At 28.3% G+C, this 20,254-nt stretch carries 21 protein-coding genes; 19 read left to right on the forward strand and 2 right to left on the reverse strand.

The features are described 5' to 3' along the window. Positions 1-17: 17 nt before the first annotated feature. The 3 genes from KHQ81_04410 (at position 18) to KHQ81_04420 (ending at position 3,073) form a co-directional block, all read left to right on the forward strand. Positions 18-716, forward strand: coding sequence for a hypothetical protein (locus KHQ81_04410; protein QVK18960.1), 699 nt, complete (start codon positions 18-20; stop codon positions 714-716). Between the two features lie 116 nt (positions 717-832). Further along, entirely contained in the window at positions 833-1,918 is a 1,086-nt protein-coding gene (locus KHQ81_04415) for a M42 family metallopeptidase (protein ID QVK18961.1), read from the forward strand. A 117-nt stretch (positions 1,919-2,035) separates the two neighbouring features. After that, complete coding sequence (locus KHQ81_04420; GenBank protein QVK18962.1) at positions 2,036-3,073, forward strand: hypothetical protein; 1,038 nt, start codon at positions 2,036-2,038, stop codon at positions 3,071-3,073. Between the two features lie 37 nt (positions 3,074-3,110). Here the strand turns inward: KHQ81_04420 and sspI are convergent, their stop codons facing one another. Then, positions 3,111-3,317, reverse strand: coding sequence for a small acid-soluble spore protein SspI (sspI, locus tag KHQ81_04425; protein ID QVK18963.1), 207 nt, complete (start codon positions 3,315-3,317; stop codon positions 3,111-3,113). A gap of 63 nt (positions 3,318-3,380) precedes the next feature. On the opposite strand from sspI, the gene KHQ81_04430 reads away from it, so the two are divergent. The 15 genes from KHQ81_04430 to KHQ81_04500 all read left to right on the forward strand — a co-directional run bounded on the left by KHQ81_04430 (position 3,381) and on the right by KHQ81_04500 (position 17,342). Next, positions 3,381-4,049, forward strand: a complete 669-nt coding sequence (locus KHQ81_04430) for a M48 family metallopeptidase (GenBank protein ID QVK18964.1) — start codon at positions 3,381-3,383, stop codon at positions 4,047-4,049. Between the two features lie 81 nt (positions 4,050-4,130). Further along, positions 4,131-4,346, forward strand: coding sequence for a spore coat protein CotH (locus KHQ81_04435; protein ID QVK18965.1), 216 nt, complete (start codon positions 4,131-4,133; stop codon positions 4,344-4,346). Positions 4,347-4,633: 287 nt separating this feature from the next. Then, entirely contained in the window at positions 4,634-5,668 is a 1,035-nt protein-coding gene (gene pheS / locus KHQ81_04440; GenBank protein QVK18966.1) for a phenylalanine--tRNA ligase subunit alpha, read from the forward strand. 13 nt (positions 5,669-5,681) lie between these two features. Next, positions 5,682-8,084, forward strand: coding sequence for a phenylalanine--tRNA ligase subunit beta (pheT, locus tag KHQ81_04445; protein QVK18967.1), 2,403 nt, complete (start codon positions 5,682-5,684; stop codon positions 8,082-8,084). A 196-nt stretch (positions 8,085-8,280) separates the two neighbouring features. Further along, positions 8,281-9,576 (forward strand): helix-turn-helix transcriptional regulator, encoded by a 1,296-nt coding sequence (locus tag KHQ81_04450; protein QVK18968.1) that lies wholly within the window; start codon positions 8,281-8,283, stop codon positions 9,574-9,576. Positions 9,577-9,811: 235 nt separating this feature from the next. Then, positions 9,812-10,021, forward strand: coding sequence for a hypothetical protein (locus KHQ81_04455; protein QVK18969.1), 210 nt, complete (start codon positions 9,812-9,814; stop codon positions 10,019-10,021). Between the two features lie 146 nt (positions 10,022-10,167). Then, positions 10,168-10,425: a GNAT family N-acetyltransferase gene (locus KHQ81_04460; GenBank protein QVK18970.1), complete on the forward strand. Its 258-nt coding sequence runs from the start codon at positions 10,168-10,170 to the stop codon at positions 10,423-10,425. A gap of 13 nt (positions 10,426-10,438) precedes the next feature. Further along, positions 10,439-11,173, forward strand: a complete 735-nt coding sequence (locus tag KHQ81_04465; GenBank protein ID QVK18971.1) for an RNA methyltransferase — start codon at positions 10,439-10,441, stop codon at positions 11,171-11,173. Positions 11,174-11,286: 113 nt separating this feature from the next. Then, complete coding sequence (rimP, locus tag KHQ81_04470; GenBank protein ID QVK18972.1) at positions 11,287-11,754, forward strand: ribosome maturation factor RimP; 468 nt, start codon at positions 11,287-11,289, stop codon at positions 11,752-11,754. Positions 11,755-11,773: 19 nt separating this feature from the next. Next, positions 11,774-12,832 (forward strand): transcription termination/antitermination protein NusA, encoded by a 1,059-nt coding sequence (gene nusA / locus KHQ81_04475; GenBank protein ID QVK19549.1) that lies wholly within the window; start codon positions 11,774-11,776, stop codon positions 12,830-12,832. Positions 12,833-12,867: 35 nt separating this feature from the next. Continuing rightward, positions 12,868-13,137 carry a YlxR family protein gene (locus KHQ81_04480; protein QVK18973.1) on the forward strand — a complete coding sequence of 90 codons (270 nt, stop codon included), beginning with the start codon at positions 12,868-12,870 and terminating at the stop codon, positions 13,135-13,137. Between the two features lie 2 nt (positions 13,138-13,139). Beyond that, on the forward strand, positions 13,140-13,439 hold the full coding sequence (locus KHQ81_04485) for a ribosomal L7Ae/L30e/S12e/Gadd45 family protein (protein QVK18974.1): 300 nt from the start codon (positions 13,140-13,142) through the stop codon (positions 13,437-13,439). A 2-nt stretch (positions 13,440-13,441) separates the two neighbouring features. Continuing rightward, complete coding sequence (infB, locus tag KHQ81_04490) at positions 13,442-15,514, forward strand: translation initiation factor IF-2 (protein ID QVK18975.1); 2,073 nt, start codon at positions 13,442-13,444, stop codon at positions 15,512-15,514. 19 nt (positions 15,515-15,533) lie between these two features. After that, complete coding sequence (rbfA, locus tag KHQ81_04495) at positions 15,534-15,878, forward strand: 30S ribosome-binding factor RbfA (GenBank protein QVK18976.1); 345 nt, start codon at positions 15,534-15,536, stop codon at positions 15,876-15,878. Between the two features lie 153 nt (positions 15,879-16,031). Continuing rightward, positions 16,032-17,342, forward strand: a complete 1,311-nt coding sequence (locus tag KHQ81_04500; GenBank protein ID QVK18977.1) for a hypothetical protein — start codon at positions 16,032-16,034, stop codon at positions 17,340-17,342. 165 nt (positions 17,343-17,507) lie between these two features. Here the strand turns inward: KHQ81_04500 and KHQ81_04505 are convergent, their stop codons facing one another. Beyond that, a complete protein-coding gene (locus KHQ81_04505) occupies positions 17,508-18,104 on the reverse strand; it encodes a DUF4375 domain-containing protein (protein QVK18978.1) in 597 nt (198 codons plus the stop codon). Between the two features lie 374 nt (positions 18,105-18,478). Between KHQ81_04505 and uvrC the strand changes: the two genes are divergently transcribed. Continuing rightward, positions 18,479-20,239, forward strand: coding sequence for an excinuclease ABC subunit UvrC (uvrC, locus tag KHQ81_04510; GenBank protein ID QVK18979.1), 1,761 nt, complete (start codon positions 18,479-18,481; stop codon positions 20,237-20,239). Positions 20,240-20,254 lie beyond the last annotated feature (15 nt).

A 20,254-nucleotide genomic window follows, 5' to 3' on the forward strand; every position in this document is an offset into this window, starting at 1 on the left:
CTAAAGGAGGTTGTATAATGATTAAATTAAAAGATTATAATTGGGTATTAGAAGGACTGTCTTCTTTAGTTTTATTAGTTGCATTCATCTTAATGATTGTTCATGGAACAAAAGAAGTAGGTTTATTAGTTATTCAGTTCACAGGTTTAGGTGTATTATTCTTTACTTTGATGAGAATTAAACCAATTCTTTCTTCACGAGATGAAAAGGATTATGTACTTGTGATGTTTGTTGAATTATTAATTGCGGTTATTGTAGGCGTAATACTACTGTTTTTCCCTGAGAGTGCTAAAGACAGTAAGTCAATTATTAGCTTTAGTCGTTTAATTGGACTTGTACTATTTGTTCGTGGTATTTGTCATTTTTGGACAACTGCGAAACGTTATGAATTACATGATATTATCTCATTTATTATGCATATTGTCTTTATTTCATTTGGATTCTTGTATTTATATACAAATAGTTTAAAACAAGGAAAAATTGTTATTGCTTTAATGATTCTTTCAATATTATTATCGATTTACTTTGGCTATCGATCATATAATGGATATAATCGTTACCGTATTCAAAAAGGAAATATACAAAAAATGGGTGACTATTTAGGAAAGAAAAATGAAAAAGTGATAGAAGACCCAAAAACAATAGAAGAAAAAATTAATCCTGAAATAATTGATGAACCAATTGATGACAATCGTCCTTCTGCTGATATAAATTAAAGATTAATGCATAAAATAAAGTCGAATATGATTCGGCTTTTATTTTTTATTCAAAAGGTTTGAAATTAGGCTTGCTTATCGGTATAATAATAATAGATTTATAAAGGAGGAATATTATGGGAAATTACGATGAAACGTTGACCATGTTAAAAGAAATAACAGATGCTAATGGCGTACCAGGTAATGAACGAGAAGCACGAGAAGTTATGAAAAAATATTTAGAGCCACATGCTGATGAAATTAATTATGATCATTTGGGCTCAATCATTGGTGTTTTAAATGGTGAAGAAAATGGACCAAAGGTTATGTTAACAGGACACCTTGATGAGATTGGATTTATGGTAACGAAAATTACTGATAAAGGATTTATTAAATTTCAAACATTAGGTGGCTGGTGGAATCAAGTGATGTTAGCTCAACAAGTTACCATTACTAATAGTAAAGGGGACACCTATCATGGCGTTATTGGTTCTAAACCTCCACATATATTATCAGCTGAAGAACGCAAAAAACCAGTTGATATAAAAAATATGTTTATTGATTTAGGTGTTAGTAGTAAGGAAGAAGTTGAAAAATTAGGAATTAAACCTGGAGATATGATTACTCCATACATTGATTTCAGAACATTGGCTAATGATAAATACTTATTAGCGAAGGCTTGGGATAATCGTATTGGTTGTGCGATTGCGATTGAAGTTTTAAAACAGCTTAAAAATGAAAAAATAGCTTCTACATTATACGCCGTAGGAACTGTTCAAGAAGAAGTAGGACTACGTGGTGCTAAAACTTCTGGATTTAAAGTTAACCCAGATATTTGTTTCGCAACTGATGTTGGAATCGCTGGAGATACACCAGGGATTGGTGAAGCAGCTGATGCTGAATTAGGTAAAGGGCCTCAAATTGTATTGTATGATGCTACAATGGTTGGACATAAAGGATTAAGAGAGTTTGTTTTAGATATCGCAAACGAATTAAATATTCCTTATCAGTTTGAATCAATGAGTGGAGGAGGATTAGATTCAGGTGCAGTTCATGTTTCACATGAAGGTGTACCATCATTAGGAATTTGTCTTCCAACACGTTATATCCATTCACATACTTCAATTATTCATAGAGATGATTATGAAAATGCGATTAAATTAATGGTTGAAGTGATTAAACGATTAAATAAAGATAATGTTCAACATATCTTATATGATTAATATTATATTTTATATGATAACATCATTAATGGCATAAAGATTTTTATGCCATTTTTTTATATTTATTTCAATTCATATATGGTATAATGAGAGTGAAAATTTTAATGGGGTGATAGAATGAAAATCCTTAAATCAATTTTTATTTTTTTATTAATTGTAATCTCTGTTATAATCTTTTTAGAAATTATACCGATAGCACCGAAATATCCTAATACAAATCCTTGGATAGTTGAGGAAGGTGAAAGACCATTAATTATACCTCATGGTGGCGCTAAACTATTATATCCAGAAAATACAATTTATTCTTTTGAACAATTAGATAATGATGGATATGATGTATTTGAAATTGATTTATGTCTCACAAAAGATGATATATTAATTTCGCATCATGACGTAACTTTTATTAATGATCAAGGAGAAGAAAAAACTATTAAAGATTTATCCTATCAAGAAATAATCCAAGAGAAACAAAATTTCGCTATCGATTTTGTAAATCTTGAAAATGAAAAACCATTTGAATCACCTAATTCTGAAATTTTACCAAAGTTAAAACCAGCAAAATTAATTGATTTATTTAATACTTATCCTGATAAGAAATATATTTTGGAATTAAAAGATACCGTTGAACATAGTGGAAAAGAGATATTTAAAGAAGCTGTAGATGCTCTGTTAACTTTAATTAAAGATAAGAAAATGGAAAATCAAGTCATTGTCTCTTCTTTTGATGATACCATAACAAAATTATTTCAAGAAAAATCAAATAATTCAGTTATGACTTCTACTGCTACTAAAGATTCTACAAATTTTGTATTATATTCTATTTTAAAAGTAGATTTCTTTTACCGTCCTAAAGATGGTGCTTTAATACTTCCTTATAAAGAGGTAATACCTGATTCACAACTTGATTTAGTAAAAAAATTACCAGGATTTATTAGAAAAAAATTAACAACATATGATAAAGAAAATGATATTTATTATACTAATATAGTTAAGCAATCAATTATAGATGATGCCCATCGACATAATATGTCAGTCTTTTATTGGACAGTAAATGACAAAGATGAAATGATCAAATTAATTAATATGGGTGTTGATGGAATAATTACTGATAGACCTGATTTATTAAAAGAAGTATATGAAGAACTCGGAATCTAAGAAAAAACCAACACATTTATTTGTGTTGGTTTTAGAATTATTGTAAACCTTGTACGAGTTTATTTAGGATATCTCGTTTACCAGTATCATCACTAGCTTTATATAATACTTCAAATAAAACACCTAATCCTGGCAACATTTTTTCTTCACCACTTGACATAGCATCGTCTACAGTTGCTTTTACATCATCAAATGTTGATTTATTCATGTTTTGTAAAACTGCCCGTCTAATATTTATATCCATATGTTTCAACCTCCTAAATATAGTTTTTAGGTTATTATATATTTTATACATTCGAGGTCTAAAATGAAAGAAAATAAAAATAAAGAAATTATAGATAATTATTCAATTGTGATTAATCGGAAAAACATAAAAAATACTTATATTCGCATTGACGAATCATTTAATATTGTTGTGAATACTAATCAATATACATCAAAAAAAGAGATTGATTATTTAATCTTAAAACATCATGATAAAATTGTGAAAATGATTCATAATAAGAAACGTCTATCTCTTTTACCTAATCAAATGCCATATTTAGGAAAAGTCTATGAAATTAAGACGGTTGAAAATAAAAATTTCTTTTATGAAATAAACAAAGATCAGATTATTTTTTATACCCCGTTTTCATTAAACGATTCCATTGATTTATTTTATAAAGAAGAAGCAAAAAAAATTTTACCGCTTCGTTTGAAACACTGTCATCAACATTTTAATGAGATTATTTCAATTCCTTATCCATCACTATCGATTCGGAAAATGAAAAGTAGATATGGAACTTGTTACTATACTAAAAATAAAATCAATTTAAATAGTTACATTATTAAATACAATATTGAGACAATTGATTATGTGATTAATCATGAACTATGTCATTTTATTCATCATAATCATTCTAAGAATTTTTATCAATTACTTGATACCATAAATCCTAATCATAGGATTATAAGAAAGAATTTAAATAAATATTAATAATGGGGCATTTGTTATAAGGAAGTTTAAATCAGTATCATAGTATAGTAGTGACTCGTATATCAGTAGGGGGTGACGTTAGTGTATTTTCAAAATCGTCCAATGGGATGTTGTCCTCAACCAGAACCAATGCCTCGTTGTAGGGTAATTCATCGCTGTTGCTATTGTGATGTACCACACATTTGTCGAAATCATACGCATATTGTAAATCATAAGATTTATCGCCATCATTATATCCCTCAATATACATGCTCACAAGAACATGTCTGTCAAGATATTCAATGTGGTAGTTGTTAGATATTGATTTTGTAAAAAGAATACAGTATAATAGTAACGAATAGACAAAATATTGATAAAGGATTAGTAATTAGATGCTGATTATTCAGGAAGAGTATACCCTAGATTGAAAGTATACTTATAATTTAGACTAATGAATTCGCCTTTTGAATGATGTTAATCGCATCCGGGAAATCCGTTATCATTATCGAGTGGTGAACTTTGTTCACAATTAGGGTGGTACCACGTTTGCAGACGTCCTTATATTTTAAGGGCGTTTTTATATTTTATAAAAGAAAGGTGATACAATGTTAGAGAAATTAAAAACTATTGGTATAGAAGCTTTAAAAGAAGTTGATAATTGCCAAGATGTAAAACAAATCAATAATATTAGAATAAAATATCTTGGTAAAAAAGGTCCTATTCAGGAAGCAATGAAATCTATGAAAGATTTAGAACCTGAAATGAGAAGAGAATTTGGACAAGTTTCTAATGAAACTAAAGCAAAAATTATAGAAGCAATTAATGAAAAGACAAAACATTTAGAAGCTATCATGATTGAGAAGAAGATGAAAGAAGAATTTATAGATGTAACACTACCTGCTCGTAAACAAAACATTGGAAACACGCATATAACCAACCAAATTATTGAAGAGATTGAAGATATATTTATTGGAATGGGATATTCTGTTGCTGAAGGACCTGAAGTAGAACATGATTACTATAATTTTGAAATGTTGAATTTACCAAAAGGTCATCCAGCAAGAGATATGCAAGATTCATTTTATATTACTGAAGAATTATTATTAAGAACACATACATCACCTGTACAAGCTAGAACGATGTTAAAATATAATGGTAAAGGACCAGTAAAAATTATTTGTCCTGGTAAAGTATATCGTCGTGATGATGATGATGCGACACATTCTCATCAATTTGTTCAAATTGAAGGATTAGTGATTGATGAAGATATTACCATGTCTGATTTAAAAGGAACATTAGAATTTTTTGTGAAGAAAATGTTTGGTGAAGATCGTGAAATTCGTTTCCGTCCATCTTTTTTTCCATTCACAGAACCAAGTGTAGAAGTTGATGTGACTTGTGCAAAATGTGGTGGTAAAGGATGTCCGATGTGTAAACATAGTGGTTATATAGAAATTTTAGGAGCTGGTATGGTTCATCCTAATGTTTTAAAAATGGGAGGTTTTGACCCAGAGAAATATCAAGGTTTTGCCTTTGGAATGGGCCCAGAAAGAATTGCGATTTTAAAATATGGAATTGATGATATTAGACAATTTTACACAAATGATTTACGTTTTAATCGTCAATTTAAGCTAAAATAATAAGGAGGCAAACATGTTATTATCATTAAAATGGTTAAAAAATTATGTTGACATAAGTGATATAAGCCCAGAAGAACTAGCTGAAAAAATAACTCTATCTGGGATTGAAGTTGAAAAAGTATATACATTATCTAGCGCAACAAATTGTGTTGTAGGTGAAGTTTTAGAAAAAATTAAACATCCTCAAGCTGATAAATTAAGTGTTTGTAGTGTTAATTTAGGCGATCAAGTGACGCAAATTGTGTGTGGTGCACCAAATGTTGATAAAGGTCAAAAAGTAATTGTTTCTAAAGTTGGGGCAACACTTCCTAATGGAATGAAAATAAAAAAAGCAAAATTACGTGGTGTTGAGTCAAATGGAATGATTTGCTCATTAAAAGAATTAGGAATTGAAAATAAACTTGTTCCTCAAGAATATCAAAATGGGATTATGGTTTTAGATGATGCTGCTGTTGTTGGAATAGATGCGATTAATTACTTAGGATTTGATGATACAATATTAGAATTAGGTTTAACACCTAATCGTTCAGACTGTTTATCTATGTTAGGGATTGCCTATGAAGTCGCAGCAATTTTAGATAAAGAAATTAAAAAACCGGTTGGTGAAAAAGTTCCATTCTCTAAAGATCCTCATTTTAAAGTAAAAATTGATTCACAAGACTGTTCATTGTATTATGCGAAAAAAATAAAAAATATTCAGATAAAAAAATCACCTAAATGGTTACAATCTTCTTTAATCGCTTGTGGAGTTAGACCAATAAATAATGTGGTTGATGTGACAAATTATGTGATGTTAGAATTAGGACAACCATTACATGCTTTTGATTTTAAGAAACTAAATAGTAATGAAATATTGGTTAGAAATGCGAAAAATAATGAATCAATTACAACCTTAGATGATATCAAGAGAGAATTAATGACAAGTGACTTAGTAATTACTGATGGAAAAAGACCAATAGCTCTTGGTGGAGTGATGGGTGGTCAAAACACTGAAATTGATAATGATACAACTGATATTTTATTGGAAAGTGCTGTCTTCAAGCCTTTAACAATAAGAAAGACATACACTCGATTAGGATTACGTAGTGAAGCAAGTATAAGATATGAAAAACAAGTTGATCCTAATAGAACACTTTACGCATTAAATAGAGCATGTCAGTTAATTGTTGAAATCGCTAATGGTAAAATTGATGATAAATTATCTGTAGCATCAAATTTAGTTGAAAATGAAAGATTAATTAAAATTACTTTAGATAAAATAAATCGTGTATTAGGAATTGATTTATCAAAAAATGATGTAGTAGATGTATTAAGACGTGTAAAATTTGATTTTGTTGTTTTAGATGGTTCATTTGTTGTAACAGTTCCAACTAGAAGACCAGATATAAGTATCCGAGAAGATTTAATTGAAGAAATTATTCGAATTCATGGATATCATCATCTGAATAAAACATTACCTAAAACTGACACATTTGGAGCTTTAACAGATAATCAAACTATGAAAAGAATGATCAAACATACATTATTAGCGAGTGGCTTAAATGAGGTCATGACCTACTCTTTAACTAATGAAAAATATATCTCTTGTTTTAATTATTTAAGTAAGAATATTCAACCAATTAAATTAGCAATGCCAATGAGTGAAGAACGTTCTATGATGAGAACAGGGTTAATTCATAGTTTAGTAGAAGTTATTAGTTATAATCATGCAAGAAATATTGATGATATGTTAATATTTGAGTTAGGGAAGAAATATGATTATAATCAAGAAAAACCACAAGAAACTTATTTATTAAGTGGTGCTTGTACTGGTGTTGTATCAGAAACAAAATGGCAAAAACAAAAAGAAATCGTTGACTTTTTCTATGTGAAAGGAATTTTGGAAAAAGTATTCGACAAATTAAATATTTTAAATAATATTTCATTTATACAAGAAACTAATCCAGGAAAAGAATTCCATCCAATGCGATCAGCTAGTATTTTATTAAAAAATGATGTGATTGGAATTATTGGGCAAATTCATCCAAATACACAAAAGGATTACGATATTAATGAAACTTATGTATTTGAGATTAATTTAGAGCCAATATTTGAAACAAAAACAGAAGAGGTTAAGTTTTCTTCTATATCTAAATACCCTACAGTAACACGTGATATCGCAATTGTGGTTAATGAAGAGATAAATGTTCAAGTATTACTAGATGCAATTCGAAGTAAAGGTAAAAGTATTTTGAAATCAGTTGAAGTATTTGATGTTTATCAAGGTGAACATGTAGAGGAAGATAAAAAATCTGTGGCTTTCTCGTTATTATTTGAGAATGTTGAAAAAACATTAACTGATGAAGAAGTAAATGCGGCTTATAATAGAATTGTTAAACATTTAGAAGGTAGTTTTGAGGCGATTTTGCGCAAATAAATTAATTTTTATGATAAAAGTTCACAAATTGTGAACTTTTTTTACTTTAAATGCTTAATTTTTTAGACAAAATGTAGACTATGTATATCATTTTTATACTTAAATATAATTTGTTAAATAATTATTATTTGCGCAAATGAAAAGATTTATAGTTATAGCTATATATTTGGTAAAATGAAGTAGGGTGAAATTGTTCATGAACATAAGAGTTTCTGAAAAGGCAGTGTTGTATCGAATCAATAAAATCAATAATCAGGAGAATAACACAACAATTGGAGCATGTATTAGAAAGGAAAGAATGGCACAAGGATTAAAACAAGAATCTGTATGCAAAGATATTTGTTCTGTGTCTTACTATAGCCGTATTGAAAGTAATAAAATCATTCCTTCTAATTGGTATATCAGTAAAATATTTAAAAAATTGAATAGACCTATACCAGAGAACTTAACGCATGAAGGGAATAAACATAATAAAGAAATCATTAATAATTTTTTGACAGCAATAGAATATAAAAATAATAAGTTAATTGAAGAAGAATATGAAAAAATAAAAAAACTACCAGATATATTTTTAGAATTATATGAATTCGTCTATTATATTAATCATAATAAAATTAATGAGTTAGAAACTATTATTCAAAAACTTCATGCACAACAAATTCATTTTGAAAATGAAGAGTTGTTATTGTACTTAGAGAACATAGGTATATATTATATTTTAATAAATGAAATTATAAAGGCAGAAAAATATTTAAGTTTATCTATGAAATTGCAAGATACTATGAATATCACAAAACCAAGTATCTTGTATAGATATGCTTGGGTCTTGGGTAAACTTAATAATGATTATCAATGTATTAACTATGCTGAAGAAGCAGATGGATTATTTCTTAGAAGTTATAATGTCTACCGTTCTATTCAATGTAAATTATTAATTGGGATTAAATTAAGCAAGTATTTTCCTGAAAGAGCAATTATGATTTATGAAGAATGTTTGAAGATTACGAGTAATTCAAATTTTGGTGTACTTAATAAAAATATAAAATTTAACTTAGCGTTAGTTTTCAAAAAAAATAAAGAATATGATAAGAGTGAGGATATTTTTTTAGAGTTAATTAGAAATCACAATAAAGATTCAGATTTTGTGTTTGAGTTATATGTTGAATTAATTGATTTACATATTTTAAATAATAAAATTGAACAAGCACGAAAATATTATAAAGTTATAAATAACTCTCATATGGAAAAAGAAAATAGATCTATATATTTAAAATATTTTCAATATAAATTATTTAATCATGACATAAATAAAACAGTTCAAATGTATAATATGACGTTCATTCCATATTTTACTAACATTAATAATATTGCAATGATTATTCGTTCTAGAAAAGAATTAGCTAATTTATATGAGGGTATTGGTGATTTAGAAAGATCAATAAATGAATATAAAAATCTTTATAATTTAATTAAAAAAGAAAAAATAATATAATTGAGGAGGAAAATAATGAAAAAATTAATAATGATCTTACTGTTTTGTATGATGTTAGTTGCTATGAAGTCTTCTATAATTAATAATGTTTGTGCAGATTTAGTTGATGGTGAAATTTACCCAGACCCATTTATTTCATTAGGTTAATTTTTACTATATAAATAATTGATTTAAAACATAATATGACATAATTGTATCATTCAAAGTGATATCATTTTATTAAGAGGTGGTAGAAATGATAAAGTTAAGAATAATATACAATTATGAAAAAAAAATATGGGAACTCTTCCATCAAGATTTAGTAGAAAAAATTGCATGTAATCATAATATATATGATTTAATTGTTACTGGTGATGCTATTGCGAAGTTAATTAAACCTGCTCAAATTATTTTTGTACCTCAAAATTTGATGAAAGAAATTATTATTAATGAATATATGGAATAAATGAGTGATTTTATTATCACTCATTTTTCCTTGTTTATTTTCTATACTCGATTTTTAGTTAATTTAGAATGATTGTGTTATAATAAGTGTAGTTAATGGGTTTTTATGTAAATAATATAAAACCTATTTAGAAATGAGATGATAATGTGTTTGAAATTACTGAAAATGATATTAATTTAATCGTTGATGATTCGAAAGTTGGTTATATTTTATATGAAGAAAAAGAAGATTGTTTAGTTGGCACTTATATTTATGTTATTCCTGAGGAAAGAGAAAAGGGTTATTCTAGCTTATTGATTGAACGGTTTGTTGAATTATCTAAAGAAAGAAATAAGCTTATTGTTCCAACATGTCCAGTAATTAAAGGCTATATAGAGGCAAAATATTCAGAAATATTAAAATAAAAGGTGATAGAATATGTTACTTACTTCTAGTAAGAATGAAAGAGTAAAATATTATACGAAGTTAATGAATAGTAAAAAAGAGAGAGATAAAGAGAGATTATTTATTGTTGAAGGTGAACATTTAGTAAAAGAAGCAGATATGGCGAATGTTGTGAAAGAGGTTATCATATCTGATAAAAAATATGATCAATATAACCGTTATCCTCATTATTATGTAACTGATGAAATAATGAATAAAATTTGTGATACAAAAACACCTCAAGGGATTATCGCTGTTTGTAAACAACAAGAAAATCAAACTTTTAATTCTTTAAACAGACTTTTATTGTTAGATAATATACAAGACCCAGGTAATTTAGGGACAATTATACGTACTTGTGATGCGTTTAATTTTGACGGGATTGTTATGAATCAACGAACAGTTGATGTTTATAATCCTAAAGTAGTCAGAGCGACTCAAGGGGCTATTTTTCGTGTTCCTATGATAAAAAGAGATTTAGTTAGTTATCTTTCGTACTTGAAAGAGAATGATGTTATAGTCTATGGAACCTCTCTTGAAGGTGAGGATTTAAGTCAAATTAAAAGAAGTCAAAATATGGCATTTATTATGGGTAATGAAGGAAATGGGGTTTCAGAAACTTTACTTCAACTGGCTCATAAAAACATATATATCGAGATGAATGGTAAAAGTGAATCTTTAAACGTAGGAATCGCTGCTGCTATTGTAATGTATAATTTCAGAAAATAATTACTTTTATATTGAATAATTTTCTCATATATGGTAAAATTATAAATGCAAAAAGACCGAAAAAGAGTGGGCAGTCCCACTCTTTTATCTTTAGAATTCGAGGTGTTAAAAAAGTGTCAATTGTGTTAGATGCATGTGCTGAAATAGGGAAACCAATTATTGAAGAAATGGGATACTCTTTTGTTGACGTTGAATATGTGAAAGAGGGAAGAAATTATGTTTTACGATACCTTGTTGATTCTGTTAATGGGATTGATATTGATGAATGTGCCATTATAAGTGAGAGAATCAGTCAGGTGTTGGATGTAGAAGATCCAATAAAACAAGAATATATGTTAGAAATTTCATCTCCAGGTGCTGAAAGGCCTTTGAAAACAAAAGAAGACGTTAAAAACGCTATTAATAAATATGTTAATGTAAAATTATACGCGCCTATTCTTAATTCAAAAGAATACAATGGAGATTTAATCGCATTTGATAATGATGTTTTGACACTTAGATATAAAGATAAAACAGTTGTCAAAACTATTGAAATTCAATATGAAAAAATTTCTAAGATACGTCTTGCGATAAAATTTTAAGGAGGGCTAAAAAAAAGTGATTAGCAAAAAATTTTTTGAAGCACTAGAAGAAATTGAGAGAGAAAAAGATATTCCTAAAGAAACAATTCTAGAAGCTTTCGAACAAGGGATTATCTCAGCTTATCGTAAAAGTTATGGAAAAGATACAGCTGAGGTACGTATTGATATAAAAGAAAAAACAAATAAAATAGTTGTATATGCAGTTAAAACAGTAGTAGAAGAAGTAACAAATTCATCAAACGAAATATCTTTAGAAGACGCTATAGCTACAAATAAAAATAAAAAAATAGGCGATATTGTTGAAATTGAAGTAACCCCTAAAAATTTTGGTAGAATTGCGATTCAATCTGCAAAACAACGTGTTCAGCAAGCTGTTATTGAAGCAGAAAGAGAAATTGTCTATAATCGATTTAAGGATAGAGAACTAGATTTAATTACTGGTTTAATGAATCGACGAGATGATAAAAATATTTATATTAATTTAGATCGTGTTGATGGGATTCTACCCATAAAAGAATTATTACCTAATGAAGAGTTTGTACCTAATGCAAGAATTAAAGTCATCATTAGTAAAATTGAGAAAACAACTAAGGGACCAATTATCTTTTTATCTCGAACAAGTCCACTTTTAATTAAACGTTTGTTTGAATTAGAAGTACCAGAAATATTTGACGGTATCGTTGAAATAAAAGCAGTCGCTAGAGATGCTGGTGATCGTTCTAAAGTTCTTGTGCATTCAAAAGATGAAAATGTGGATCCAATAGGTGCTTGTATTGGTTCCGCTCAATCAAGAATCAATAGTGTTATAAATGAAGTAAAAGGAGAAAAAATCGATTTAGCACTTTATAGTAGCGACCCAAAGGTACTAATCACAAATGCTTTATCTCCTGCAAAAGTCATTTCAGTAATTATTATTGATGAAAAAAATAAACAATCACAAGTTATTGTACCAGATGATCAATTATCACTAGCAATTGGTAAAAGAGGGCAAAATGCAAGACTTGCTCATCAATTAACAGGATGGAAAATTGATATAAAATCTGAAAGAGATGCAAAACGTTTAAATATTGAATATTAATTCACACTTGATTATCAATATTAGAGGTGATCTAGATGAAACAAAGAAAAATACCGATGCGTAAATGTGTTGTTACGAAAGAACAATTTCCTAAGAAAGAATTAATAAGAATTGTTAAAAACAAGGAAAATGAGATTTTTGTTGATTCAACCGGAAAGATAAATGGACGCGGAGCTTATATTCAACTCAATAAAAAAGTAATTGATAAGGCGAAAAAATCAAAAATATTAAATAAACATCTAGATATTGATGTTCCTGAGCATATTTATGAAGAATTATACTCATTATTAAATAAAGGTGATTAATTATGGATGATTGGTATAATTATGTAGGTTTAGCCCATAGAGCGGGTAAAGTTATTACTGGAGAAGATAATATTATAAATCATATTAGAAAAAACCAGGTATATTTAGTCGTGATTGCGAAGGATGCTTCAGCAAACACGAAAAAGAAATATAAAGATAAATGTGCTTATTATGATGTCTCATCTGTTGAATATGGAACGGTTAATGATCTTTCCCATGCGATAGGAAAAAGTAATCGAGTTGCTATTGGAATATGTGATAAAGGTTTTAGTAAGGGGTTGCTAACAAAAATAACAAAATAGAGGTGATTTTATTGCGTATACATGAATTTTCAAAGAAATATAATTTACACAATAAAGATGTTATTAATGCTTTAATTAATAAAGGATTTGAAATTAAAAATCATATGTCAGTATTGACAGATGAGGGAATTTCATTTTTACAAAAACATTTTGCTAAGGAAATTAAAAGTAATTTGAAAGACACTGAAAATGAATATTGGGAATCAGAATTTCAAAAAGATAATGTAAGAAGTAAAAAGAAAAAAGGATCAAATCAACATAAAACTAAAACAAATAAGGAAGATAGAATTTCTAATATTCCTGTTGTTCATGAAGAAGAAAATAAAAACGTAATATTTTATAATAGTAATATTACTGTCGGGATTGTTGCTGAGCAATTAAACAAAAATGCATCTGTAATTATAAAGGATTTAATGATGCTAGGTGTTATGGCGACAGTCAACCAAAAATTAGATCGTGATACCGTTGAATTATTAGCAAATGAAGCTGGATATGAATTAAAAGATGAGATTGTTACTGATGCAACTGAATTTGAAAAAATTGTTTTTGAAGATGATGAAAAAGACCTAGAAGGTAGACCTCCTGTTGTTACAATCATGGGACATGTTGACCATGGGAAAACGACTTTACTTGATGCAATTCGTCATAGTCGTGTGGTAAATACTGAAGCAGGTGGAATTACACAGCATATTGGTGCTTACCAAATTGAACAAAATGGAAAAACAATATCATTTATTGATACACCAGGACATGCAGCGTTTACTGAAATGAGAGCACGTGGTGCTCAAGTAACAGATATAACAATTTTAGTTGTAGCTGCTGATGATGGAGTTAAACCACAAACACGTGAGGCAATCGAACATGCCCGTGCAGCTAAATGTCCGATAATTGTAGCGGTAAATAAGATAGATAAACCAAATGCAAATCCTGAAAAAGTTATGCAACAATTATCAGAATTCGATTTACTTCCTGAGGCTTGGGGAGGAGAAACGATTTATTGTCAAATCTCAGCTTTAAAGGGTGATGGGATTGATGAGTTATTAGAAATGATTAATTTAGTCGCTGAAATGGCTGATTTAAAAGCGAATCCAAAACGTTTAGCATCAGGAACAGTTATTGAAGCCAAACTAGATAAAGGTAGAGGACCTGTAGCGACATTACTTGTTCAAAATGGGACCCTACGTACTCAAGACTCATTAGTTGTTGGTAATACTTTTGGTAAGATTCGTGCAATGAATGATGATTTAAATCAACCATTAACTGAAGCTTCACCATCAACACCAGTTGAGATTATTGGATTAAATGAAGTTCCAAAAGCTGGAGACAATTTTATGGTCTTCAGTGATGAAAAAGAAGCTCGAAAAATATCAGAAGCTCGTACTAAAAAATCAAAAGATGCAGAGTTAATAGGTACAAAACCAGTTTCTTTAGATGATATATTTGCCCAAATTCAAGAAGGGGAATTAAAAGAATTAAATCTGGTTATCAAAGCAGATGTCCAAGGTAGTTTGGAAGCTTTATCAGCATCACTTCTTAAATTAGATGTTGAAGGTGTTAAGATTAATATCATCCGTCAAGGGGTTGGTGCCATTACTGAAACTGATGTTAGTTTAGCAACTGCATCAGGTGCAATCATTATTGGATTTAACGTTCGACCAACAGGAAAAACACGTGAACTAGCAAAAGAAGAAAATGTTGAAATTCGTTTATATAATATTATCTATAATGTTATAGAAGAAATTGAAAAAGCAATGAAAGGATTATTAGATCCTGTCTTTGTAGAAAAAGTAACCGGTAATGCTGAGGTTAGAGAAACCTTTAAAGTGTCTAAAGTAGGTACGATTGCAGGTTGTATGGTTACAAATGGTCAAATTAAAAGAAATAGTGGTGTTCGTTTAATTCGTAATGGTGTTGTTATTTACGAAGGTAAATTATCAACTTTAAAACGTTTCAAAGATGATGTGAAAGAAGTTAATCAAGGTTATGAATGTGGACTTACGATTGAAAATTATAATGATATTAAACTAAATGATGTCATTGAGTGCTATATCATGGAAGAAACAGAAGTAAAATAATCACTATCGAGGTAATCTTATGGCAAACATAAAAATTCAAAAATTAGAAAAACAAATTGAAAGAGAGTTATCACGTATCTTTCTAAATGATGTAAAAGAAGATGTTGGCTTTATTACCATTACAGGTGTTGATTTAACTAATGATTTATCATTTGCGAAAATCTATTATTCTGTTTTAGGGAATCAAGAGAAAAGAATTGCTGTTGGTAAAAGGCTTGAAAAAGCAAAAGGGTTTATTAGAACAACCCTTGGATCAAAAGTTCAAATGCGTAAAATTCCTGAATTAATATTTACTTATGATGAATCAACTGATTATGGTAATAAAATTGACCAACTCATTCAAAAAATTAATGAAAAAGAATAAAGAGGGACTAACCTCTTTTTCTTTTGCCTTATAATTAGAATATTTTATCATTTACTGGAAAATTATGTATAAATGTAAATAATTAGGAAAAATTATAAATGGATATTTATTCCATATTTCTTAACTAAATTTATACGTAAGGGGGAAAGAAAAATGAGAAAAATTTTTTCTTTACTTGTATTATTTTCCATATTCATTAGTTTTTCAACTTTAAATGAAGTAAAAGCACAAGAGTCATGTACTGCAAAGCTAGTTGTTCATTATCATCGGTATAATGATGATTATGATAATTATGAATTATATACTTGGGATTATGATGCAACAGGTGGTAGTAAGACAATAGCACCTTCAAGTACTGATGCATTTGGTGGTGTATTCGAAATTAACATCTGTAGTGGTGCAAACGATCAAATTGGCGTTATCTTAAAAGAAAAAGATACATGGAATAAAGATGGAGTAGACGCTAATAAGGACAATGATATTGACAATAAATTTGTCAATGTATCGGACCTTAGAGGTACCTCAAATACCATGCATGTTTATGTGATGCAAGGTGCTGCTGATGTCTATTATCAAGATCCATTAAAAGCAACTTATTTTGGTAAACCAGGATTTGGAAATGTAGTAGTTGTTTATTATAATCCAGGAGGTAATGAAGGCTGGGATGATTTTTGGACCTGGGGAACTGGAACAGGGGCAAAATCAGATGACATTATCTATGATTATAATTTAGGTCTATCAGGTGGGATAGAACCTAATCTATTTAAAGTTGGTGTTATTAATATCGCAAATGATGCTGATGATCAAATTGGTTTTATTGCTAGAAAAGATAAATCTTGGGACACTAAAGATGATAATTGGGTAAATGAATTAGAGGCTGATGAAACAGATGAATTTGGTCATACTTATCAAAAAAGTGGTAACAGATTAATCAATGTAACGGATGTTAAGGGTTCTGGATTTAAGTTTATCTTTGTTATATATGGTAATAAAACTTTATATGAAGACTTTGATGCTTTTAAAGCAGAAGCTTTTAAATTAGAATTTACACAGGCTGAGTTTAGGTCTACTAAGGCTTTGAAAGTAACCTTAAATCAAGAAATATCTTATGGTGAAACCGGGCCAGATATCACTAGTTTTCAAATCGAAGACCAAGATGGTAATATTATACCAATAGATCGGATTACCTTTGATTCGTTAAAGACATCGGATAAAACCTTTAATATTATTATGCAAAATGATATCGAGCAAGGAAAAAATTATAAGGTTACTTATACCTTCGAACAATTTGGTGTTCAAAAAACAGCCCAAACCCAAGCAACCATTGCTGAAGGTGTATTTGCAGATGACCCTATTGAAGATGTAGTAACTGATGTTAATTATATGCCATATCTGATTACTGGTATTGTCTTAGTTGTCGCAATTGGTGCTGGAATTATATTCTTAAACAATCGCAAAAAATAATTATTAAAGTTCACTATAGGTGACTTCCATTTTTAGGGACAAATATTTTAAAATTGCTCTAAATCGTATAAAAAACCGATATTATTTGAAAATATCGGTTTTTTGTTTACAATTAATATAATTTCTATGTTATTTTTCGGACTCATTTAATAAGCTTAATAATATTTAATCGAATAAATGTATATTTTCTCTTACATATTTGACTAATAATTTTCTGATTTCTTCTACATAATTATAATATTTATTTGATAACTCATCAAATTTTTGATCATTTTCATTATTAGGGTATTGAAACAACTGTCTACTTATTTGTTTCTCTTTATAGTCATCCTTATTAAGATTATCTTTATTAACGAAGTCTATTGCCTCTTTTGTTATATTATAACCTTCTAAAGCACCAATCTCTTTTAAACAATCCAATACCTCAAAGGCAAAATAACCACTAGAATTATAAAAATATTGTCCAAACCCACCATTTTCAACTTCATAATTCATTAACTCTACCATATAAACACATTTTGTAGGTCTATTAATTTGATTTAAAATTTCTTCTTCATCATGACCTCTACTATTTCCTGTAAGTTCAACAACATAAGAGTATAGTTTATCAACTAATTTTTCATCAGGAATCTTGTTAACTGTTTCAGAATTTAACTCCTTAATTCCAGAAGAAAATGTTAATGTAATTAAAACATGTAATATAATAAAAAAACTAAATATACTGAAAAAAACCAAAAAAATAATTTTCAATAATTTCTTCATGTAGTAATCCCCCATTTTATTATTTATCTTAAAATAACTTTTAAAGTAATGTAAACCAAAAAATTATATAATTGTTCATCTACTTTATAAAAAATTCTTATTCTAGAAAACCTTTTGTAATAGTTCAAGGAAGATTATACTATTTTAATACTGTTTTATTAATTAATAATAATATTTTATCATTATACAAAGAAAAAATATACATATTTCATGTATGATTTTAGTTATTTTATATCGTTGAACTTAATTTTTAAGTGTTTAGCCTCTAAAATTGGGAGATCTTAGCTTACTGTGTAAGCTTCTTTAGTTTAAAGGACGTATTATTCGCAATTACAAATCCTTAAAAAAATGGTATAATATAATCAGGTGATACAATGAATGAGCTTATTATGAATAAATTAAATTTGGTTCCTTTTGAACCCGGTTGTTATTTAATGAAAGATAAGAATAATACGGTTATATATGTTGGAAAAGCTAAAAAACTACGTAATCGGCTACGTTCCTATTTTACTGGTAGCCATAATGGGAAAACAACCAGGTTAGTTAATGAGATTGTTGATTTTGAATATATTTTAACAAATAGTGAAATTGAAGCTTTAATATTAGAAATTAATTTAATAAAACAATACGATCCTAAATATAATATCATGTTGAAAGATGATAAGACCTATCCTTATATTCAATTCACAAAGGAAAAACATCCACGATTAATTATAACGAGAAATGTTAAAGAAAATAAAGGTGATTTTTTTGGTCCTTATCCTAATGTGACAGCCGCAAAAGAAACAAAAAATTTATTAGATAAATTATATCCTTTAAGAAAATGTCATCCCCTAGCGAAGAAATTATGCATATATTATCATATCAAGCAATGTTTAGGACCCTGTGAAAAAACCTATAATTTATCGATATATGATCAATATCGAAGTGAAATTACTAAAATATTAAAAGGAAATGCACAAGAGATTATTGAAGAATTGACAGTTAAAATGATGGAATATGCTGATAATCTACAATTTGAAAAAGCAAAAGAATATAAGGAGTTAATTGATTATCTTCATAAAACCGTTGAAAAACAAAAAATCGTGATGAAAGATTTTATTGACCGGGATATTTTTGGTTATTATTATAAAAATGGTTATTTAAGTGTTCAAGTATTTTATGTTAGAAATGGTAAAATTATTGAGCGTGATGCCTTTGTTACACCTTATTATGATGAACCTCATGAAGAATGTTTACGTTTTATTATTGGGTTTTATAAAAATGGGAATAATCTAAAACCAAAAGAAATTTACATTCCTGACACAATAGATGATGTCTTATTAGAAGAATATCTTAAAGTGAAAATCCATGTTCCTAAAAAAGGTGATAAACATAAATTAGTTCAATTAGCCAGTCAAAATGCTTTGGTTACATTAGAGAATAAATTGAAGTTGTTACTTCAGAATGAAGAAAAGACAACTGGGGCGTTAAAAAACTTAAGCCAAATATTAAATTTAGAAAAAATATCACGAATCGAAGCATTTGATAATTCTCATATATCAGGTACAGAAGCTATTTCAGCCATGGTATGCTATATTGATGGGAAGCCTAGTAAAAAGGATTACCGTAAATATAAAATCAAATATGCGCAAAATGGTGATGATTACGGATACATGAGAGAAGTTATTTATAGACGATATTTTCGTGTTTTAAAAGATGATTTACCAAAACCTGATTTAATTATTATAGATGGGGGAAAAGGTCAAGTCAATGTTTGTAAAGAGGTATTAGATGAATTACATCTACCGATTAAAATTATTGGTTTAATTAAGGATGATAAACATAAAACAAGTGATTTATTAGATGGGGATACTTTAGAAATAATTCCACTTAATAAACATACTAAAACATTTCAACTTCTAATGAATATTCAAGAAGAAGTTCATCGTTTTGCGATTACTTTTCATAGAAGTTTAAGAAGTAAAAAAATGACAAAATCATTCTTAGATGATATAGATGGAATCGGACCGAAACGAAAAAAATTATTATTAAACCATTTTGGTTCAATAAAGAAAATAAAAGAAGCAACGGAAGATGAATTGTTAGAAATTGGAATCCCCAAAAATATCATAGAAAAAATAATAATATCTTAAAAAACACATGATAAT

Source organism: Mycoplasmatota bacterium (assembly GCA_018394295.1).
In the GTDB taxonomy this organism is placed as follows: domain Bacteria; phylum Bacillota_I; class Bacilli_A; order Haloplasmatales; family Haloplasmataceae; genus JAENYC01.